Raw genomic sequence first — 18,297 nt, 5'->3', positions numbered from 1 at the left:
CGGGTTGAACACATCCACTGCGCGACCGTTCTCGGTCACCAGTTCGCCATTGATCAAATGCGGAATAACGCTCATGGAAGCTCCTGAAAAGTTGTCCACAGGCACCCGTTACCGGGCACCCGTTGTTTATAGGTATATAGAAGGAGAAATCAGTCGATCTTGCTCAGCACTTCGCCGACCGCGTCGAACAGACGATCCAGGTCCTGCGGCTTGCTGTTGAAGGTTGGGCCGAACTGCAGGGTGTCGCCACCGAAGCGAACGTAGAACCCGGCTTTCCACAGCGCCATGCCGGCTTCGAACGGACGCACGATCGCGTCGCCGTCACGAGGGGCGATCTGAATCGCGCCAGCCAGGCCGAAGTTGCGGATGTCGATGATGTTCTTGGTGCCCTTCAGGCCATGCAGCGCATTTTCGAAATGCGGTGCGACTTCGGCCACGCTCTGCACCAGGTTTTCCTTCTGCAGCAGATCGAGTGCTGCCAGGCCCGCGGCGCAAGCCACCGGGTGTGCGGAGTAGGTATAACCGTGAGGGAATTCCACTGCGTACTCAGGCGTCGCCTGGTTCATGAAGGTCTGGTAGATCTCGGAGCTGGCAATCACCGCGCCCATCGGGATCGCGCCGTTGGTGACTTGCTTGGCGATGCACATCAGGTCCGGAGTCACGCCAAAGGTGTCGGCACCGAACATGTTGCCGGTACGGCCGAAACCGGTGATCACTTCGTCGAACACCAGCAGTATGTTGTGCTGATCGCAGATCTCGCGCAGACGCTTGAGGTAACCCTGTGGCGGAACCAGTACGCCAGCGGAACCGGCCAGCGGCTCAACGAACACGGCGGCGATGTTCGACGCATCGTGCAGTTCGATCAGCTTCAGTAGTTCGTCGGCCAGGGCGATACCACCCTGCTCCGGCATGCCACGGGAGTAAGCGTTGCTTGCCAGCAAAGTGTGCGGCAAGTGGTCGACATCCATCATCGCCTGACCGAACAGCTTGCGGTTGCCGTTCACGCCGCCGAGGCTCGTGCCGGCGATGTTCACACCGTGGTAGCCACGGGCACGGCCGATCATTTTGGTCTTGGTCGACTGGCCTTTCAGTCGCCAGTAGGCACGCACCATTTTCACGGCGGTGTCGGCGCACTCGGAACCCGAGTCGGTGAAGAACACGTGATTCAGATTGCCCGGCGTCAGGTCGGTGATTTTCTCAGCCAGCTGGAACGACAGCGGATGGCCGTACTGGAAGCCTGGCGAGTAATCGAGGGTGCCCAGTTGCTTGGCGACCGCGTCCTGGATTTCCTTGCGGGTGTGCCCGGCGCCGCAGGTCCACAGACCGGACAGCGAGTCATAAACCTTGCGCCCCTTGTCGTCGATCAGCCAGCTGCCTTCAGCACCAACGATCAAGCGCGGATCGCGCTGGAAGTTGCGGTTGGCGGTGTACGGCATCCAGTGAGCATCGAGCTTGAGCTGGCTGGCCAGAGAAGTCGGTGCGTTTTCGGGCAAGTTCATGAGCGAAACCTCGCAAGGCAATAAGCGGCGTAAGGATTAAAAACCGTTGTTGCAGCTAAATTGCCACGGAGATAAAGTCTGTGAAATCCAACTTTTGTAACCTTCAGTCAGGACTCCACTAAACTATGTCCAGTCGCCGACCCGATCCTCTGGCGCAAGTCAGCGACTTTGATATCCGCCTGTTGCGGATCTTTCGCAGCGTCGTCGAGTGCGGTGGTTTCTCCGCGGCCGAGACAGTGCTCGGCATCGGTCGCTCAGCGATCAGCCAGCAAATGAGCGATCTGGAGCAGAGACTCGGTTTGCGCCTATGCCAGCGTGGACGGGCCGGCTTCTCCCTGACTGAAGAAGGCCGCGAGGTCTATCAATCGGCCTTGCAGCTATTGAGTGCGCTGGAAAGTTTCCGCACCGAGGTCAATGGACTGCACCAACACTTGCGCGGCGAGTTGACGATCGGCCTGACCGACAACCTCGTCACCCTGCCCCACATGCGCATCACCCACGCCCTTGCACAACTGAAAGAACGTGGCCCGGACGTACAGATTCAGATCCGCATGATCGCGCCCAATGAAGTTGAACAAGGCGTGCTCGACGGTCGCTTGCATGTCGGCGTGGTGCCCCAGGCCAGTGCGCTGTCTGGCCTGGAGTATCAGCCGTTATATAGCGAGCGCTCGCTGTTGTATTGCGCCGTCGGCCATCCGCTGTTTTATGTTGATGACAGACAACTGGACGACTCGCGCCTGAACAGCCAGGACGCCATCGCGCCGACCTTTCGGTTGCCGGCGGACATCCAGGCCCACTATCAGGCGCTCAACTGCACCGCCAGCGCTTCGGACCGCGAGGGCATGGCGTTCCTGATTCTGACCGGGCGTTACATTGGTTATCTGCCGGACCATTACGCTGCACTTTGGGTACAACAAGGTCGCCTGCGTGCGCTGAAACCCAAGGCGCGGTTCTATGACCTGAGCCTCGCCTCGGTCACGCGCAAGGGTCGCCGCCCTCATTTGGTGCTGGAAAGCTTTCTGGAGAGCCTGGCCGCGACGCGATAGAAACCACCGAAAGCCCAGCAAACAAAGGCTCTGGAAGTAATAAAGATTCAATAACCTGAGCACTTGGACAGCTTTTTGCAATACATGGACAAACGTCCCGCTTGCGAAAAAGAAGACCCATGCCCATGCAGCCAGAAACTCCAAGCCAAAGTGATCTGATCTACGGCCTCGACGATCGCCCAAAACCAGCCGCCGCCCTCCTCGCCGCCCTCCAGCATGTCCTCGCCAGTTTCGTCGGCATCATTACGCCGCCGCTGGTGATCGGCTCAGCCTTGGGTTTGACCGCTCATCTGCCTTACCTGATCAGCATGGCGCTGATGGTCTCCGGGGTCGGCACCTTCATACAGGCACGTAGGCCTTTTGGTATTGGCGCCGGAATGATCTGCCTGCAAGGCACCAGTTTTGCGTTTTTGGGTGCAGTGTTGTCCGCCGGGTTTCTGGTCAAGCAACGAGGTGGAAGTCCGGAAGACATTCTGGCGATGATCTTCGGCGTGTGCTTCTTCGGTGCATTGGTGCAAATCGTGCTCAGTCGCTTTATCGGGCAACTTCGCCGGGTGATCACACCGTTGGTGACCGGTATCGTCATTACCCTGATCGGCATCAGCCTGATCAAGGTCGGCATTACCGACCTGGGGGGAGGCTTCAATGCGCCGGACTTTGGTGCGCCGGGCAATCTGGCCCTGGGCCTGTTCGTGCTGCTGACGATTATTTTGCTGAACCGCTCGAACACGCCGTGGATTCGCCTGTCCGCCATCATCATCGGGCTCGCGCTGGGTAGCCTGGCAGCCTGGTTCAGTGGAAAACTGGTCCCGCAGCCCTTGCCCGACCTGCCGCTGGTCAGCCTTGCGACGCCCTTCAAGTTCGGCTTCAGTTTCGACTGGAGCGCGTTCCTGCCGGTGGCGTTGATTTACCTGATCAGCACCATTGAAACCGTCGGCGACCTCACCGCCAACTGCATGCTTGCCCGACAACCCATCAGCGGCCCGTCCTATATCAAGCGACTCAAGGGCGGCGTGCTGGGCGACGGCGTCAGCTGCCTGATCGCCGCGACGTTCAGCGCGTTCCCCAACACCACATTTGCACAAAACAATGGCGTGATCCAATTGACCGGCGTCGCCAGCCGCTACGTCGGCCTGTACATCGGCGTGCTGCTGTTTTGTCTCGGGCTATTTCCGTTGATTGGTGCGGTGTTGCAACAAATTCCGAAGCCCGTACTCGGCGGTGCCACGCTGGTGATGTTCGGCAGTGTCGCGGCGGCCGGTGTGCGCATCCTCGCCCAGGCGCCACTGGATCGGCGCAGCATGCTGATCATCGCCACTTCGTTCGGCGTCGGCCTGGGCATTGCAGCACAACCAAACTTGCTGCACTTGTTGCCAAAAGTGGTGCAAAACCTTTTCGACTCGGCCATTACCAGCGGCGGTCTGACCGCAATCCTGATGTGCGTGTTGCTACCGGAGTCGAAAGCCGATACACGTGCGAACAGTCACGAACCGATCGAGCAGGTATAAGGGTTTTATCGCTTCAGGACTTGTCTGAAACCGGTGGGTGCGCTATCAACGCACAGGCTGCACCCACCCACCCGTTCGGAAGTGCCCATGACCTTTGAAGTCCCAGCCCACGGCGGAAAACCCGCCAGCCGCATTCGTCAGAAGAACGAAGAGACCATCATCAAAGCCGCCGAAGACGAGTTCGCCCGTCACGGTTACAAAGGCACGAGCATGAACACCATCGCCCAGAATGCCGGATTGCCCAAAGCAAACCTGCATTACTACTTCACCAACAAACTCGGTTTGTACGTGGCGGTGTTGAGCAACATCATCGAGTTGTGGGACAGCACCTTCAACACCCTGACCGCCGAGGATGACCCGGCCGAAGCCCTGAGCCGCTACATTCGCGCGAAGATGGAGTTTTCCCGTCGACAGCCGCAGGCATCGCGGATCTTTGCGATGGAGGTCATCAGTGGCGGCGAGTGCCTGACCGAGTATTTCAACCAGGATTACCGCGCCTGGTTCCAGGGACGAGCGAGCGTGTTCCAGAGTTGGATCGACGCTGGCAAGATGGACTCGGTCGATCCGGTACACTTGATCTTCCTGCTGTGGGGCAGCACCCAGCACTATGCCGACTTTTCCACGCAGATTTGCCGAGTCACAGGTCGTTCCCGGTTGACCAAGCAAGACATGGAAGACGCCGGCAATAACCTGATCCGAATCATTCTCAAGGGCTGCGGCCTGACACCTGCCATTTAAGTACTTATGCCTTTTACCCTCAGCGACTTTTGCGAATACCGCGAAGAAATTCGCAAAAGCCGTTTCATCACATTCGCCGCCCCAATCTCCAGCCCAGTTGAAGCCCAGACTTTCATCGAACAACACAGCGACTTGAATGCCACCCACAATTGCTGGGCGTGGAAACTCGGCGATCAATATCGCAGCACCGACGATGGCGAACCTGGGGGCACCGCAGGTCGACCGATCCTGGCAGCAATCGAAGCGCAGGATTGCGACCAGGTCGTGGTGCTGGTGATTCGCTGGTATGGCGGCATTCAACTCGGCACCGGTGGCCTTGCCCGAGCCTACGGTGGCGGCGCCAATAAATGCCTGCAAGCGGCACCGAAGGTTGAGCTGATCAGCCGGGTACCGCTCAGTTGTGCCTGCGCCTTTGCCGAGTTGCCCCTGGTGAAGCTTCGGGTGGCGGAGGCAGGTGGACTGGTTGTGGACGAAACTTTTACCGCCAATGGCGTGGAGTTGCGGTTGGCGGTGGGTGAAGCGCGCATCGACTCCTTGCAATTGCAGCTTGCCGACCTGAGTCGCGGGCGGATTCTGTTGCAGCGGTGAACTGCGATCTTTTGGGGCACGGCGTTTTTTCGCCCATTCAACATTTGCCCACATCTACTGTGCACCCGGCTGTGGATAACCTGAGCACATACGTCTGTAACCCTTCTGTCATGCGGCTTTGCGGGCATTGTTCAAATTTCATCCAATTTTTTGTTCTGAACACCAAAATCTCGCAAAAACAATCAGTTACAGTGGTTTATCGCCTTTAGAAGAAAGCCACACAGTGCTTATGCCCGAGCTTTGCGCTTGCGCACAAATACTGTGGAGCAATCTGTGGATAACCCGTTCATGGCGGTCCCGGCGCCACGCACGGTATGGCCTGCATTCGATTGATCATTTTTTAATCAAAACACCACGATCAAATTCGGGGCCTGACCGAGGGCTCTGCCCTCAAGTGGTGCTGGATCCAGATCGACTGCTAGCGAAGCCGCGCACTGAGCAACTCGGCGGACGGGGCTTAAGCAATTTCCTGACCTAGTGGCCAGAAAATTGCTTTATCCACAGGCACAAGTCCAACAGCACCGAGCCTGCCATGTCCAATCCTGCCTCTACCCTTGATCCAACTCCACGGTTGCAACTACGTCGAATCAGCAAACGCTACCCCGGCTGCCTGGCCAACGATGCCATCGACCTGAGCATTGCGCCCGGCGAGATCCATGCCCTGCTCGGCGAAAACGGCGCAGGCAAGAGCACGCTGATGAAGATCATCTACGGCGTTACCCACGCTGATTCGGGCGAAGTGATCTGGCAAGGACAGCGGGTCAACCTGCGCAACCCGGCTCAGGCTCGCGAGTTGGGGATCGGCATGGTGTTCCAGCATTTCTCGCTGTTCGAAACCCTGAGCGTGGCGCAAAACATTGCCCTGGCCATGGGCTCGGCAGCGGGCACGCCGACACAGCTTGAACCGAAAATTCGCGAAGTGTCGCAACGCTATGGCATGGCACTGGAGCCAGAGCGACTTGTCCACAGCCTGTCCATCGGCGAACGGCAACGCGTCGAAATCATTCGCTGCCTGATGCAGGACATTCGCCTGTTGATTCTCGACGAACCGACTTCGGTGTTGACCCCGCAGGAAGCCGATGACTTGTTTGTGACCTTGCGCCGCCTCGCTGTCGAGGGCTGCAGCATTTTGTTTATCAGCCACAAATTGGGTGAAGTTCGCGCGTTGTGTCATAGCGCGACGGTGCTGCGAGCCGGGCGAGTAGCCGGGCATTGTGTACCGGTCGAGTGCTCGGATCAGCAACTGGCGAGGTTGATGGTCGGCGAAGCGGCGGACTTGATAACGGACTATCCGAAGGTGACCGGGGGGGATGTCTTTCTTGAGGTCAGCGGATTGTCCTGGCACAACCCGGACCCGTTCGGTTGTTCGCTCAAGGACATCGCGCTTGAAGTGCGCAGTGGCGAAATTGTCGGGATCGCCGGAGTGGCCGGTAATGGCCAGGATGAGTTGCTCGCGTTACTCAGCGGTGAAGAACCACTGACCGGCGACGAAAGCGCCAGAATCAGTTTCGGCCACGAGCCCGTCGCGCATCTGCGCCCCGACGCACGCCGTCAACTCGGACTGGCGTTTGTTCCTGCCGAACGACTGGGCCATGGTGCCGTACCGGAACTGAGCCTGGCGGATAACGCCCTGCTTACCGCGTTCCAACAAGGGTTGGTGAGCAAAGGACTTATTTCGCGCAGCAAGGTTCAGGCGCTCGCCGAAGACATCATCCACCGCTTCGGGGTCAAGGCGCCGAACAGCCAAGCCCCGGCCCGCAGCCTGTCCGGCGGCAATTTGCAGAAATTCATTCTTGGCCGGGAAATCCTTCAGCAACCCAGGTTGCTGGTGGCGGCGCACCCGACCTGGGGTGTGGACGTCGGTGCCGCCGCGACCATTCACCGAGCATTGATTGCCTTGCGCGACGCTGGCGCGGCGATCCTGGTGATCTCCGAAGACCTCGACGAACTGTTCCAGATCAGCGACCGCCTGGGCGCACTGTGCGGTGGTCGGTTATCCACGCTCAAACCTGCGGTCGATACCTGCCTGAGCGATGTCGGCGGCTGGATGGCCGGCCAGTTCGACGCGCCCCCATCATCCGCATCAGCCACGCGTTAACGGAGCCACACATGCTGCTTTCTCTTGAACCTCGCGGCCAGCAATCACGCCTGATGTTGTGGTGCTCGCCGTTGCTGGCAGCCGCCCTGACACTGGGCTGCGGCTCGCTGCTGTTTCTTACGCTCGGGCATGACCCGCTGCTGACCTTGCATACGTTGCTGATCGCACCAATCAGCGACTTGTACGGTGTCTCTGAACTTCTGGTAAAAGCCTTGCCAATCTTGCTGTGTGCGTTGGGTTTGGCCGTCGCCTACCAGGCGCGGATCTGGAATATCGGCGCAGAAGGCCAATTGCTGTTAGGCGCATTGGCCGGAAGTGCATTGGCGGTCAATATCATTGGCGTGCAAAGCCGCTGGGCGCTAGTGGCGGTCCTCCTCACGGGGACCTTCGCGGGTGCAGCCTGGGCCGGGCTGACCGCCTGGTTGCGCACGCGTTTCAACGCCAATGAAATCCTCACCAGCATCATGCTCAATTACATCGCCCTGAACCTCTTGCTGTACTGCGTCCACGGGCCGCTGAAAGACCCCGAGGGATTCAATTTCCCGCAATCGGCGATGTTCGGCGACGCCAGCCGCTTGCCGCTGTTGATGGAAGATGGCCGGGGGCACGCGGGGGTGTATTTCGCCCTCCTCGCGCTGGTGACCGTGTGGGTGTTGCTGCAGAAAAGTTTTGTCGGTTTCCAGATCAAGGTGCTCGGGCTGGATAAACGCGCGGCCAGTTTTGTAGGTTTTCGCGAGAAGCGCCTGATCTGGCTCGCGCTGTTGATCAGCGGCGGGTTGGCGGGGTTGGCGGGCGTGTGCGAAGTCACCGGGCCGATCGGGCAATTGGTGCCGCAGGTCTCCCCAGGGTATGGCTACGCGGCGATCACGGTGGCGTTTCTCGGCCGACTCAATCCTGTCGGCATTCTGTTTGCAAGCCTGCTGATGGCGTTGCTGTACATCGGCGGTGAGAGTGCGCAGATGAGTCTGAACCTGCCCCAAGCGATCACCCAATTGTTCCAGGGGATGATGCTGTTTTTCCTGTTGGCCTGTGATGTGCTGATTCTCTATCGACCCCGTTTGAACCTGCGTTGGGCACGCCGCGCACCCGCCACCGCCGTACATGCTGGAGCGCTGTGATGGATATCGATCTGTTGAGCAATATTTTCTACGCCATGATCCGCTGCGGTACGCCGCTGCTGCTGGTGGCACTGGGTGAACTGATCTGCGAGAAAAGCGGCGTCCTCAATCTGGGCCAGGAAGGCATGATGCTGTTGGGTGCGGTGACCGGTTTTATCGTCGCATTCAGCACCGGCAATCTTTGGCTCGGCGTGCTGCTGGCGATGCTGGCCGGGATGCTCTTGTCGTCGCTGTTCGCATTAGTGGCGCTGGTATTCAATGCCAATCAGGTCGCGACCGGCCTGGCGTTGACGATCTTCGGAGTGGGTCTGTCGACTTTCATAGGCGCAGCGTGGGTGGGCAAACCCCTGGCGGGATTCGAACCCTTGGCAATCCCTTATTTGAGTGAAATCCCGTTGATCGGGCGAATGCTGTTTGCCCAGGACCTGCTGGTGTATTTGTCTTTCGCACTGTTTGCGCTGGTGGCCTGGGTGATTCTGAAAAGCCGCGTCGGTCTGATTATCCAGGCAGTCGGGGAAAACCCGGACGCGGCCAGTGCCATGGGCTTGCCGGTATTGGCGGTACGTACATTGGCTGTGCTGTTTGGTGGGGCGATGGCCGGGTTGGCCGGGGCGTACCTTTCCCTCGCCTACACACCGATGTGGGCAGAAAACATGAGTGCCGGGCGTGGCTGGATTGCCTTGGCGCTGGTGGTGTTTGCCAGTTGGCGAGTCTGGCGTTTGCTGCTGGGTGCTTACCTGTTCGGACTCGCCAGCATCCTGCACCTGGTGGCGCAGGGGTTGGGGCTGGCGATACCGTCGAGTCTGCTGGCGATGCTGCCGTATGTGGCGACGATTGTGGCGTTGGTGTTGCTGTCCCGGGATGCGCTGCGTACTCGGTTGTTCGCGCCGGTTTCGTTGGGGCAGCCCTGGCAGGCCGGGCACTAGTGGTTGACGGGTCTGGCCATTTCGCGAGCAGGCTCGCTCCTACATTTGACCGAGTTCACACCCATCAAATGTGGAGTGAGCCTGCTCGCGATGGCTGCCGAACAGGCAACACCTGAGCGATGCCCAACGCCAGTTCAAACATCAGAAAAGCCATCAGAATCGAACTCGCGCCATGGATAAGCGCGTATGCCTGCCAAGTCGAAAACAGGAATCTGGCCACCGCGTCATATCGACCATACATCGCCCGGGGATCACGAATCCGCAGCACCGCCCACACGCAGACAATCGACCCCAACAAATTTGCCAGCAACATATGCACAGGTTCGAACGACGGCAGCTCGCCGGGCAGACCCAGCGCCTGACTTATCCCCAGCAAAACCCCATGCAATGCCGCAAAACTCCACGGCGTGACAAACGCCACCATCACGATCAGGTCATACCAGGCACTGCCTTGCACCAAACGACGATATTGCGTAGTAGTCCACATCGACATTGCTCCATCAATTCAGGGAGCAACAAGGCTAAAGCCTGGAGTATGCTCCAGGGTCAAGCCCCTCCATGAGACGTCATGATGCGCATCGGTGAATTAGCCCAGGCCAGCGCCGTCAGCCGCGACACACTGCGTTTCTACGAGCAGCGCGGTTTGATCGCGGCTCAACGCAGCGCCAATGGGTATCGCGATTATCCGGCGGACATGGTGCAGCTGGTGCAATACATCAAGACCGCTCAACGGCTGGGCTTCAGCCTCAGCGAGATTGGCCACAGCGTCGCGGCAATCTGGCAGTCGCCCGATCCCGACAGCGCTGTCACGCAATTGCTGCAAGACAAACTCAAACTGATCGAAGCCCGAATGGCTGAACTCGGCGCGTTGCGCGATGAGTTGCAACAACGACTCGGGCAACAGTGTCCATTGAATCCACGACCCTGACTTTTCAAGGAAGCCACTCATGTCCACGGCAAAAAACGCACTCATCATTGGTGCCTCTCGCGGGTTGGGCCTCGGCCTGGTGAAAACCCTGCTGGCCGATGGCTGGCAAGTCACCGCTACCGTACGCAATCCACAGAATGCCGAAGCCCTGCAGGCGTTGGGCAAGGTGCGGATCGAAAAACTCGACATGGACGATCAGCAAGCCGTGCTTGCCCTGAGCCAGCAACTCAATGGCGAGGTATTTGACTTGCTGTTCGTCAATGCCGGCGTCAAAGGCCCGGACGTTCAAACGCCGAACGGTGGGGCAACGATGGCCGAAGTCGGTCAGCTGTTTTTTACCAATGCCGTGGCGCCCATCAACCTGGCCCAGCACTTTGTCGGGCAGCTTCGTCCCGATACTGGCCTGCTGGCATTCATGAGTTCGGTGCTGGGCAGCGTGACCATGCCCGACGCGCCGGAGCTGGCGCTGTACAAGGCCAGCAAGGCGGCGCTGAATTCGATGACCAACAGCTTTGTCACTCAATTGGGCGACACCCGACTTACCGTGCTGTCGTTGCATCCGGGCTGGGTGAAAACCGATATGGGCGGTGAAGGCGCGGATATCGATGTGGACACCAGCACGCGCGGCCTGGTCGATCAGGTGAATGCGTTTGTTGGCAAAGGTGGGCATCACTTCATCAATTACCGGGGTGAGACCATTCCCTGGTAACACTACCGCCCACCTGTAGGTTATTTGTTGTCTTGTCGGGCCGGGCTTGCCGGCATCGACGTTTTGATCGACACTGCGCCCCTCGCCTCCCCGGCGACCCTGGATCAGCAGACAGGGCAACACTGAGCTGGCAACCCTGAACCCAACTTTCAGAGGAGCCGGCCAACATGCCTGCGACCCGTACCTGGTTAAAAAATCCCCTCGCCATTTTCACCTCCAACGAGCTCGATGCCCGTGGCGGCCTGGTGCTGCAAGACGGTGTAATCGTCGAAGTGCTCGGCGTCGGCCAGCAACCGTCCGCGCCATGCAATGAAGTGTTCGATGCCCGCGAACATGTGATCCTCCCGGGCCTGATCAACACCCATCACCATTTCTACCAGACCCTGACCCGTGCCTGGGCGCCAGTGGTCAATCAGCCGTTGTTCCCATGGCTGAAAACCCTCTACCCGGTCTGGGCACGCCTGACCCCGGAAAAACTCGCCCTCGCCACCAAAGTCGCCTTGGCCGAATTGCTGCTGTCCGGCTGCACTACCGCCGCCGACCACCATTACCTGTTCCCCGAAGGCCTGGAAAACGCGATTGACGTGCAAGTCGAAAGCGTCCGCGAACTGGGCATGCGCGCCATGTTGACGCGCGGTTCGATGAGCCTCGGCGAAAAGGACGGCGGCCTGCCACCCCAGCAAACGGTGCAGGAAGGTCAGGTGATTCTCGACGACAGCCAGCGCCTGATCGCCGAGTACCACGAACGCGGCGACGGTGCGCAGATCCAGATCGCCCTGGCGCCCTGCTCGCCGTTCTCGGTGACGCCGGAAATCATGTCCGCCAGCGCCGAACTGGCCAACAAACTCGACGTGCGCCTGCACACGCACCTGGCCGAAACCCTCGACGAAGAAGACTTCTGCCTGCAGCGTTTCGGCCTGCGGACCGTGGATTATCTGGACAGCGTCGGCTGGCTCGGCCCACGCACCTGGCTGGCCCACGGCATCCACTTCAACCCGGACGAAATCGCCCGCCTCGGCGACGCCAAAACCGGTATCTGCCATTGCCCGAGTTCTAACATGCGTCTGGCTTCGGGCATCTGCCCAAGCATTGACTTGACCGATGCCGGCGCCCTGCTTGGCCTGGGTGTGGACGGGTCGGCGTCCAATGATGCGTCGAACATGATGCTTGAAGCGCGTCAGGCGCTGTACATCCAGCGCCTGCGTTACGGCGCCGAAAAGATCACGCCAGAGCGCGTGCTGGGTTGGGCGACCAAGGGGTCGGCCAGTCTGCTGGGACGGACCGATATCGGCGAACTGGCCGTGGGCAAGCAGGCCGACCTGGCATTGTTCAAGCTTGATGAGCTGCGCTTCTCCGGCAGCCATGATCCGGTCTCGGCATTGCTGCTGTGCGGTGCGGATCGCGCGGATCGGGTGATGGTCGGTGGCAAATGGCGAGTGATTGACGGGCAGGTTGAAGGGCTGGATCTGAAGGGATTGATTGCCGATCACAGCCAGGCGGCTCGGCAGTTGATCAGCGGCGTCTGATAGGACGCCATCGCCAGCAAGCCGGCTCCTACAGGGTTGCTTTCGTAGGAGCCTGCTTGCTGGCGAAGCTTTTAAAGACCCAACAGCGACAACATGATGAACGTCGCAAACAAAACAAAATGCGTCATGCCTTCGATAGCGTTGGTTTCGCCGTCGTTGAGGTTGATCGCGCTGACGATCAGGGTGATGAAAATCATCACGGTCTGCACCGGGGTCATCGCCATCTGAAAGGGCTGGCCGGTGTAGAGCGCCATCGCTTCCATCACCGGGACCGTCAGGATCACCGTCGACAGCGACGCCCCCAACGCGATGTTCACCACCGACTGCATGCGATTGGCCAACGCGGCGCGCAACGCGGTCAGAATTTCCGGCGCCGCTGAAATCGCCGCGACCAGAATCGCCGTGATCACCGGCGGTGCACCCGTTCCTTCCAGGCCCAGGTCGAGGGTCTTGGACATTACCTCGGCCAGCGCGCCAATCACCACCACGCCAAATACCAACAGCCCGATGGACAGCGTCAGATTGACCGGCTGAGGTTCTTCGCCTGGCTCTTTCCTGCGGCGTTTGTCCGGGTAGCTGTAACTGAAAAAATAGCTGTGCGGACCGACCTGCATGCGCAAAAACAAAGCGTACAGCACCACCATTGCGCCGATGGTAAACGCGGAATAAAGCTTCCAGTTGGCTTCTGGAATGAACTCCGGCACCACCATCGACACGCCCATGGCCGTGAGAATCATCACCCCATAGCTACGCGCAGAATCATCGTTGTAGGACTGCTCGCCATGCTTGAGCCCGCCCATCAATGCGGCCAGGCCAAGGATGCCGTTGATGTCGAGCATCACGGCCGAGTAAATCGTGTCACGCACCAGCGTGGCCGACGCTTCATTGCTCATCATGATCGCCAGGATCACCACTTCCACCAGCACGGCGGCCAGGGTCAGGATCATCGTGCCGTAGGGATCGCCGACTTTCTCCGCCAGCAGTTCAGCCTGATGGGCCACGCGCATGGAGGCCGCGACGATGAACGCGATCAGCACCAGCCCGGCGGTCAATGCAACAGCCTGACCGCTGTGGAGCATCCAGTGCTCCAGCGGATAGGCCACCACGGCGGCAATCAGGGCCAGCAGCAGAAAGGTTTCTTGCTTGAGAACAGAGAGCATGTCGGGCCTTTTGCCGTGGAGTAACGGATAAGTGACTGACTGCGCGGTGGAGCTAACGTTTCGTTAAACCTTAGCGCACCAGTGGATGGCAGCTGCGCCAGGCGTTGCACTTTTATCGGTCTCAGAGGACCTATCACGAGCAGGCTCGCGCCTATAAGGATCGCGGCGTTTTTGTGGGAGCGGGCTTGCCCGCGAAGGCCGCGCCTCGGTCCAAAGCCTTTTGTTGTCTTGTTGGTCAGCATTTTGCATTGGCCTTGTCAGGCCCAAGCGCCCAGCCAACCACACAACAAAATGGAGTTTCAATTCATGCACAAACGTCCGTTGAAGAAGCTGCTTTGCGCCGTTGCGGCGGCCATCGGTCTGAGCGCCAGTCTGACCGCGAATGCGGCCGACCCGCTGAAAGTCGGCTTCGTCTATATCGGCCCGATCGGTGACCACGGCTGGACGTATCAGCATGAACAGGGGCGCAAGGAACTGGTTGAAAAATTCGGCGACCAGATCACCACCAACTATGTGGAAAACGTCGCCGAAGGGGCCGATGCCGAGCGGGTGATCCGCAACATGGCCAAGGACAAGTACGACCTGATCTTCACCACGTCCTTCGGCTACATGAACCCGACACTGAAGGTCGCCAAACAATTTCCCAAAGTGACCTTCGAACACGCCACCGGCTACAAGCAGGACAAAAATCTGGGCACCTACCTGGCGCGTACCTATGAAGGTCGCTACGTCGGCGGTTTCCTTGCGGCGAAGATGACCAAGACCAAAAAGGTCGGCTACGTCGCCTCGTTCCCGATTCCGGAAGTGATCCGCGACATCAACGCCATCCAACTGGCTCTGAACAAATACAACCCTGGCACCGAAATCAAAGTCGTGTGGGTCAACTCCTGGTTCGATCCGGGCAAGGAAGCCGACGCAGCCAACGCGCTGATTGATCAGGGCGTGGACGTGGTGTTCCAGCACACCGACAGCCCGGCGCCGATCCAGGCAGCCGAGCGTCGCGGTGTGTACGCCGTGGGCTACGCTTCGGACATGGCGCACTTCGGGCCCAAAGCGGTGCTGACCTCCATCGTCAACGACTGGGGTCCACACTACATCCAGGCGACCCAAAGTCTGATCGACCATACCTGGAAACCCCAGGATTACTGGGGTGGCTTGAAAGAAGGCACGGTTGAACTGCCGATCAGCGATCTGGTGCCGGCTGCGGTAAAAACCGAAGCCGAGCAGATCATCGCTGACATCAAGAGCGGTGCCCTGCATCCGTTTACCGGACCGATCAAGGATCAGGCCGGCGTCGAGAAAATACCGGCAGGCGTGAGCGCGACCAATGCGCAGCTGGCGTCGATGAATTACTACGTGGAAGGCATGAAGGCCGAGATGCCGAAGTAAATTTTGCTCCCCACACAAACCCTGTGCGAGCTAGCCTGCTAGCGATGACGGTGTATCAGGCGACTTTTTTGTTGAATGACACACCGCTATCGCCAGCAGGCTGGCTCCCACAGTTGATATTCAGCGTATTCAGGATTGTGTATGAACAGCCTTCCCGTCATCGATATCAGCCCGCTCTACAGCAATGACCAAAACGCCTGGCAAGCCGTCGCCGCACACATCGACCGTGCCTGCCGCGATTGGGGATTTTTCTACATCAAGGGGCATCCCATCAGCGCCGAGCGCATCAATGCACTGCTAGACCATGCCAAACACTTCTTCGCCCAACCTTGCGCTGAAAAGCTCAAGATCGATATCACCCAGACGCGCCATCATCGTGGCTACGGCGCCATCGCCACCGAACAACTCGATCCGAGCAAGCCGAGCGACTTGAAAGAAACCTTCGACATGGGTCTTCACTTGCCGCTCGAACATCCCGATGTGCTGGCAGAAAAACCCTTGCGCGGTCCCAACCGTCATCCGTCACTGCCCGGTTGGGAAGCGCTGATGGAGCAGCACTACGTCGACATGCAGGCCTTGGCGCAAACATTGTTGCGGGCAATGACTCTGGCGCTCGGCATCGAACGGGATTTTTTCGATTCGCGCTTCAGCGAGCCGGTCAGCGTCCTGCGCATGATCCACTACCCGCCGCGCCATGCCGCCAGTTCCGATGAGCAACAAGGCGCCGGCGCCCACACCGATTACGGCTGCATCACGCTGCTCTACCAGGATGCCGCCGGTGGCCTGCAAGTACGCAACGTCAAAGGTGAATGGATCGACGCGCCGCCGATCGAAGGTACGTTCGTGGTCAACCTCGGCGACATGATGGCGCGTTGGAGCAATGACCGTTACCTGTCGACGCCGCACCGGGTGATCAGCCCGCTCGGTGTGGACCGCTATTCGATGCCCTTCTTTGCCGAGCCACACCCCGACACTCGGATCGAATGTCTGCCCGGTTGTCAGGATGAGCGGCATCCGGCGAAATATCCGACCACCACTTGCGCCGAATTCCTGCTCTCGCGTTTCGCTGATACCTACGCCTATCGACGGGAACAGGAAGCCGTGTAATGAACCGGCTGGTCAGGTTTTACCAAATGTCGCCGCTAGCCTCTGTAGAATGGCGACCATTGCACCTGATGAGAAAAGAATTATGTACGACTGGCTGAACGCCCTGCCCAAGGCAGAACTGCACCTGCACCTGGAAGGCTCGCTGGAGCCCGAGTTGCTATTTGCCCTGGCCGAACGCAACAAGATCGCCCTGCCGTGGAGCGATGTCGACACCTTGCGCAAGGCCTACGCCTTCAACAATCTTCAAGAGTTCCTCGACCTCTATTACCGAGGGGCCGACGTGCTGCGCACCTCCCAGGATTTCTACGACCTGACCTGGGCCTACCTGCTGCGCTGCAAACAGCAGAACGTTGTTCACACCGAGCCGTTCTTCGATCCGCAGACCCACACCGACCGTGGCATTCCATTCGAAGTGGTGCTCAATGGCATCGCCGCCGCGCTCAAGGATGGCGAACAGCAACTGGGCATCACCAGCGGCTTGATCCTGAGCTTCTTGCGTCACTTGAGTGAAGAACAAGCGCAGAAAACCCTGGACCAGGCCCTGCCGTTCCGCGATGCGTTTGTAGCGGTTGGCCTGGACAGCTCTGAAATGGGCCACCCACCGAGCAAGTTCCAGCGCGTATTCGATCGTGCACGTGGTGAAGGTTTCCTGACCGTTGCCCACGCCGGCGAAGAAGGCCCGCCCGAGTACATCTGGGAAGCCCTGGACCTGCTGAAAATCCAGCGAATCGACCATGGTGTTCGCGCCATCGAAGACGAGCGCCTGATGCAGCGGATCATCGACGAGCAGATTCCGCTGACCGTGTGCCCGTTGTCGAACACCAAACTCTGCGTGTTCGATCACATGTCGCAGCACAACATCCTCGACATGCTCGAGCGTGGCGTGAAGGTGACCGTGAATTCAGATGATCCAGCGTACTTCGGCGGCTACGTCACCGAGAACTTCCATGCACTGCATACCCATTTGGGCATGACACAGGACCAGGCAAAACGCTTGGCGCAGAACAGCCTGGACGCACGGTTGGTAAAACCGTAAGCCTGCGCGCATTACATTTTGTAGAGCCTGGCTTGCCGGTGAACGCCTTCGCCAGCAAGCCAGGCGCCTACAGCGCCATTTCCAGTTCGCCTTGTGTGGCGAGCCGATGGATTTCCCGCTGTCCGATGGCGGTGACCTGCAAGGCCCGTGAGTCGTTCGGTAGCGTCAACCAGCCGGACTGCATGAACAGCTGCAATAACGCAGCCCCCAATGATCCCCCCAGGTGCGGACGTCTTTCACTCCAGTCAGGACAGGCACACGCAGCCCTGCCGTTGTGATGCGCCAGTGCTTGAATGTAGACACCGCGTGCTGCCAATTCGGTGGAGCCCTTGAGGGTGATCGTCACACGCCTTTCGAACTGCTCGATCCAGCCGGCATCCAGCAAACGCTGATACAGATCAGCAGCCAGCGTCCCGCCCAAATGGTTGTCGCAAAGCCGCGCGCTCAACAATGACGAACGCACCACCTGAGGTTTGGCCAGCGGAGCGGCGCGCTTGAAAATCTGCGGAATGTCCTGGGGCGTGCTGGCCAGCGTCGCACTGGCCAGTGCTTCGATCGCCGCACCGACCTCCGGAGCCGAGAGGCGGAAAAAACGCTTGCGCCCTCGGATTTCAACTTTCAACAGACCTCCGGCGGACAAACGCCCCAGGTGTGCACTGGCCGAAGACGGTGAGAGGCCGGCCAACAAGGCCAGGTCTTCGGTTTGCCGCGCCGAGCCATCCATCAAAGCCCACATCATTGCGCTGCGCTTTGGGTCAGCCAGCAATGTGGCGATCTGGCTGATGCAAGGTGCATGTTCCATGTATTCACTCCCTGTTGAATCGTTTCGTCCACTGTCCAGAGACCCCTTGAACAGTAATGTGTCGTAGGCCAATCCGAGGAAACCGCCTTTACCCGGGCAAAGTCTTCGCGCACCTGAGC

The 18,297-nt window shown here is 59.2% G+C and carries 18 protein-coding genes (1 of these 18 cut by a window edge); 13 read left to right on the top strand and 5 right to left on the bottom strand.

The annotated features are described in order from the left end of the window. Nucleotides 1-75 carry the start of a CoA-acylating methylmalonate-semialdehyde dehydrogenase gene (locus QMK58_RS03885; protein ID WP_053154210.1) on the bottom strand. The gene continues 1,419 nt to the left of window position 1, outside the view, so the window shows 75 of its 1,494 coding nt (coding positions 1-75); the start codon lies at nucleotides 73-75; the stop codon falls past the left edge of the window. 74 nt (nucleotides 76-149) lie between these two features. After that, nucleotides 150-1,499, bottom strand: a complete 1,350-nt coding sequence (locus QMK58_RS03880) for an aspartate aminotransferase family protein (protein WP_053154207.1) — start codon at nucleotides 1,497-1,499, stop codon at nucleotides 150-152. A gap of 125 nt (nucleotides 1,500-1,624) precedes the next feature. Here QMK58_RS03880 and QMK58_RS03875 point away from each other — a divergent pair, with 125 nt between their 5' ends. The 7 genes from QMK58_RS03875 (at nucleotide 1,625) to QMK58_RS03845 (ending at nucleotide 9,521) form a co-directional block, all read left to right on the top strand. After that, nucleotides 1,625-2,545, top strand: a complete 921-nt coding sequence (locus QMK58_RS03875; protein WP_053154204.1) for a LysR family transcriptional regulator — start codon at nucleotides 1,625-1,627, stop codon at nucleotides 2,543-2,545. A gap of 125 nt (nucleotides 2,546-2,670) precedes the next feature. Beyond that, nucleotides 2,671-4,053: a uracil-xanthine permease family protein gene (locus tag QMK58_RS03870; RefSeq protein WP_053154215.1), complete on the top strand. Its 1,383-nt coding sequence runs from the start codon at nucleotides 2,671-2,673 to the stop codon at nucleotides 4,051-4,053. A gap of 87 nt (nucleotides 4,054-4,140) precedes the next feature. After that, nucleotides 4,141-4,791: a TetR/AcrR family transcriptional regulator gene (locus tag QMK58_RS03865; RefSeq protein ID WP_053154201.1), complete on the top strand. Its 651-nt coding sequence runs from the start codon at nucleotides 4,141-4,143 to the stop codon at nucleotides 4,789-4,791. Nucleotides 4,792-4,797: 6 nt separating this feature from the next. Then, complete coding sequence (locus QMK58_RS03860) at nucleotides 4,798-5,379, top strand: IMPACT family protein (RefSeq protein ID WP_053154198.1); 582 nt, start codon at nucleotides 4,798-4,800, stop codon at nucleotides 5,377-5,379. Between the two features lie 532 nt (nucleotides 5,380-5,911). Continuing rightward, nucleotides 5,912-7,477, top strand: a complete 1,566-nt coding sequence (locus QMK58_RS03855; protein ID WP_053154195.1) for an ABC transporter ATP-binding protein — start codon at nucleotides 5,912-5,914, stop codon at nucleotides 7,475-7,477. Nucleotides 7,478-7,488: 11 nt separating this feature from the next. Then, the gene (locus QMK58_RS03850) at nucleotides 7,489-8,595 is read left to right on the top strand and encodes an ABC transporter permease (RefSeq protein ID WP_320395889.1); all 1,107 of its coding nucleotides are present in this window, start codon (nucleotides 7,489-7,491) and stop codon (nucleotides 8,593-8,595) included. Next, the gene (locus tag QMK58_RS03845; protein WP_320395888.1) at nucleotides 8,595-9,521 is read left to right on the top strand and encodes an ABC transporter permease; all 927 of its coding nucleotides are present in this window, start codon (nucleotides 8,595-8,597) and stop codon (nucleotides 9,519-9,521) included. The genes QMK58_RS03850 and QMK58_RS03845 overlap by 1 nt, the downstream gene beginning before the upstream one ends. A gap of 64 nt (nucleotides 9,522-9,585) precedes the next feature. Here QMK58_RS03845 and QMK58_RS03840 read toward each other — a convergent pair whose 3' ends face one another. Continuing rightward, complete coding sequence (locus tag QMK58_RS03840; protein ID WP_053154186.1) at nucleotides 9,586-10,008, bottom strand: hypothetical protein; 423 nt, start codon at nucleotides 10,006-10,008, stop codon at nucleotides 9,586-9,588. A gap of 84 nt (nucleotides 10,009-10,092) precedes the next feature. On the opposite strand from QMK58_RS03840, the gene QMK58_RS03835 reads away from it, so the two are divergent. The 3 genes from QMK58_RS03835 to QMK58_RS03825 all read left to right on the top strand — a co-directional run bounded on the left by QMK58_RS03835 (nucleotide 10,093) and on the right by QMK58_RS03825 (nucleotide 12,684). Further along, nucleotides 10,093-10,449 carry a MerR family transcriptional regulator gene (locus QMK58_RS03835; RefSeq protein ID WP_053154212.1) on the top strand — a complete coding sequence of 119 codons (357 nt, stop codon included), beginning with the start codon at nucleotides 10,093-10,095 and terminating at the stop codon, nucleotides 10,447-10,449. A 19-nt stretch (nucleotides 10,450-10,468) separates the two neighbouring features. Then, nucleotides 10,469-11,158, top strand: coding sequence for an SDR family oxidoreductase (locus tag QMK58_RS03830; RefSeq protein ID WP_053154183.1), 690 nt, complete (start codon nucleotides 10,469-10,471; stop codon nucleotides 11,156-11,158). A gap of 167 nt (nucleotides 11,159-11,325) precedes the next feature. Beyond that, nucleotides 11,326-12,684: an 8-oxoguanine deaminase gene (locus QMK58_RS03825; RefSeq protein WP_053154180.1), complete on the top strand. Its 1,359-nt coding sequence runs from the start codon at nucleotides 11,326-11,328 to the stop codon at nucleotides 12,682-12,684. Nucleotides 12,685-12,755: 71 nt separating this feature from the next. Here the strand turns inward: QMK58_RS03825 and QMK58_RS03820 are convergent, their stop codons facing one another. Further along, nucleotides 12,756-13,844, bottom strand: a complete 1,089-nt coding sequence (locus QMK58_RS03820) for a calcium:proton antiporter (protein ID WP_320395887.1) — start codon at nucleotides 13,842-13,844, stop codon at nucleotides 12,756-12,758. Between the two features lie 306 nt (nucleotides 13,845-14,150). Here QMK58_RS03820 and QMK58_RS03815 point away from each other — a divergent pair, with 306 nt between their 5' ends. The 3 genes from QMK58_RS03815 (at nucleotide 14,151) to QMK58_RS03805 (ending at nucleotide 17,376) form a co-directional block, all read left to right on the top strand. Beyond that, nucleotides 14,151-15,233 (top strand): BMP family ABC transporter substrate-binding protein, encoded by a 1,083-nt coding sequence (locus tag QMK58_RS03815; protein ID WP_053154034.1) that lies wholly within the window; start codon nucleotides 14,151-14,153, stop codon nucleotides 15,231-15,233. Between the two features lie 141 nt (nucleotides 15,234-15,374). Continuing rightward, entirely contained in the window at nucleotides 15,375-16,340 is a 966-nt protein-coding gene (locus QMK58_RS03810; RefSeq protein WP_053154032.1) for a 2-oxoglutarate and iron-dependent oxygenase domain-containing protein, read from the top strand. 82 nt (nucleotides 16,341-16,422) lie between these two features. After that, nucleotides 16,423-17,376 (top strand): adenosine deaminase, encoded by a 954-nt coding sequence (locus QMK58_RS03805; RefSeq protein ID WP_053154029.1) that lies wholly within the window; start codon nucleotides 16,423-16,425, stop codon nucleotides 17,374-17,376. A 67-nt stretch (nucleotides 17,377-17,443) separates the two neighbouring features. Here QMK58_RS03805 and QMK58_RS03800 read toward each other — a convergent pair whose 3' ends face one another. Continuing rightward, nucleotides 17,444-18,178, bottom strand: a complete 735-nt coding sequence (locus tag QMK58_RS03800) for an ArsR/SmtB family transcription factor (protein WP_053154019.1) — start codon at nucleotides 18,176-18,178, stop codon at nucleotides 17,444-17,446. Between the last annotated feature and the right edge of the window lie 119 nt (nucleotides 18,179-18,297).

This window comes from Pseudomonas sp. P8_241 (genome assembly GCF_034008315.1).
Taxonomy (GTDB): Bacteria; Pseudomonadota; Gammaproteobacteria; order Pseudomonadales; family Pseudomonadaceae; genus Aquipseudomonas.
The sequence above is the reverse complement of the archived record's forward strand: the minus strand, read 5'-3'. Positions and strand labels throughout refer to the sequence as shown.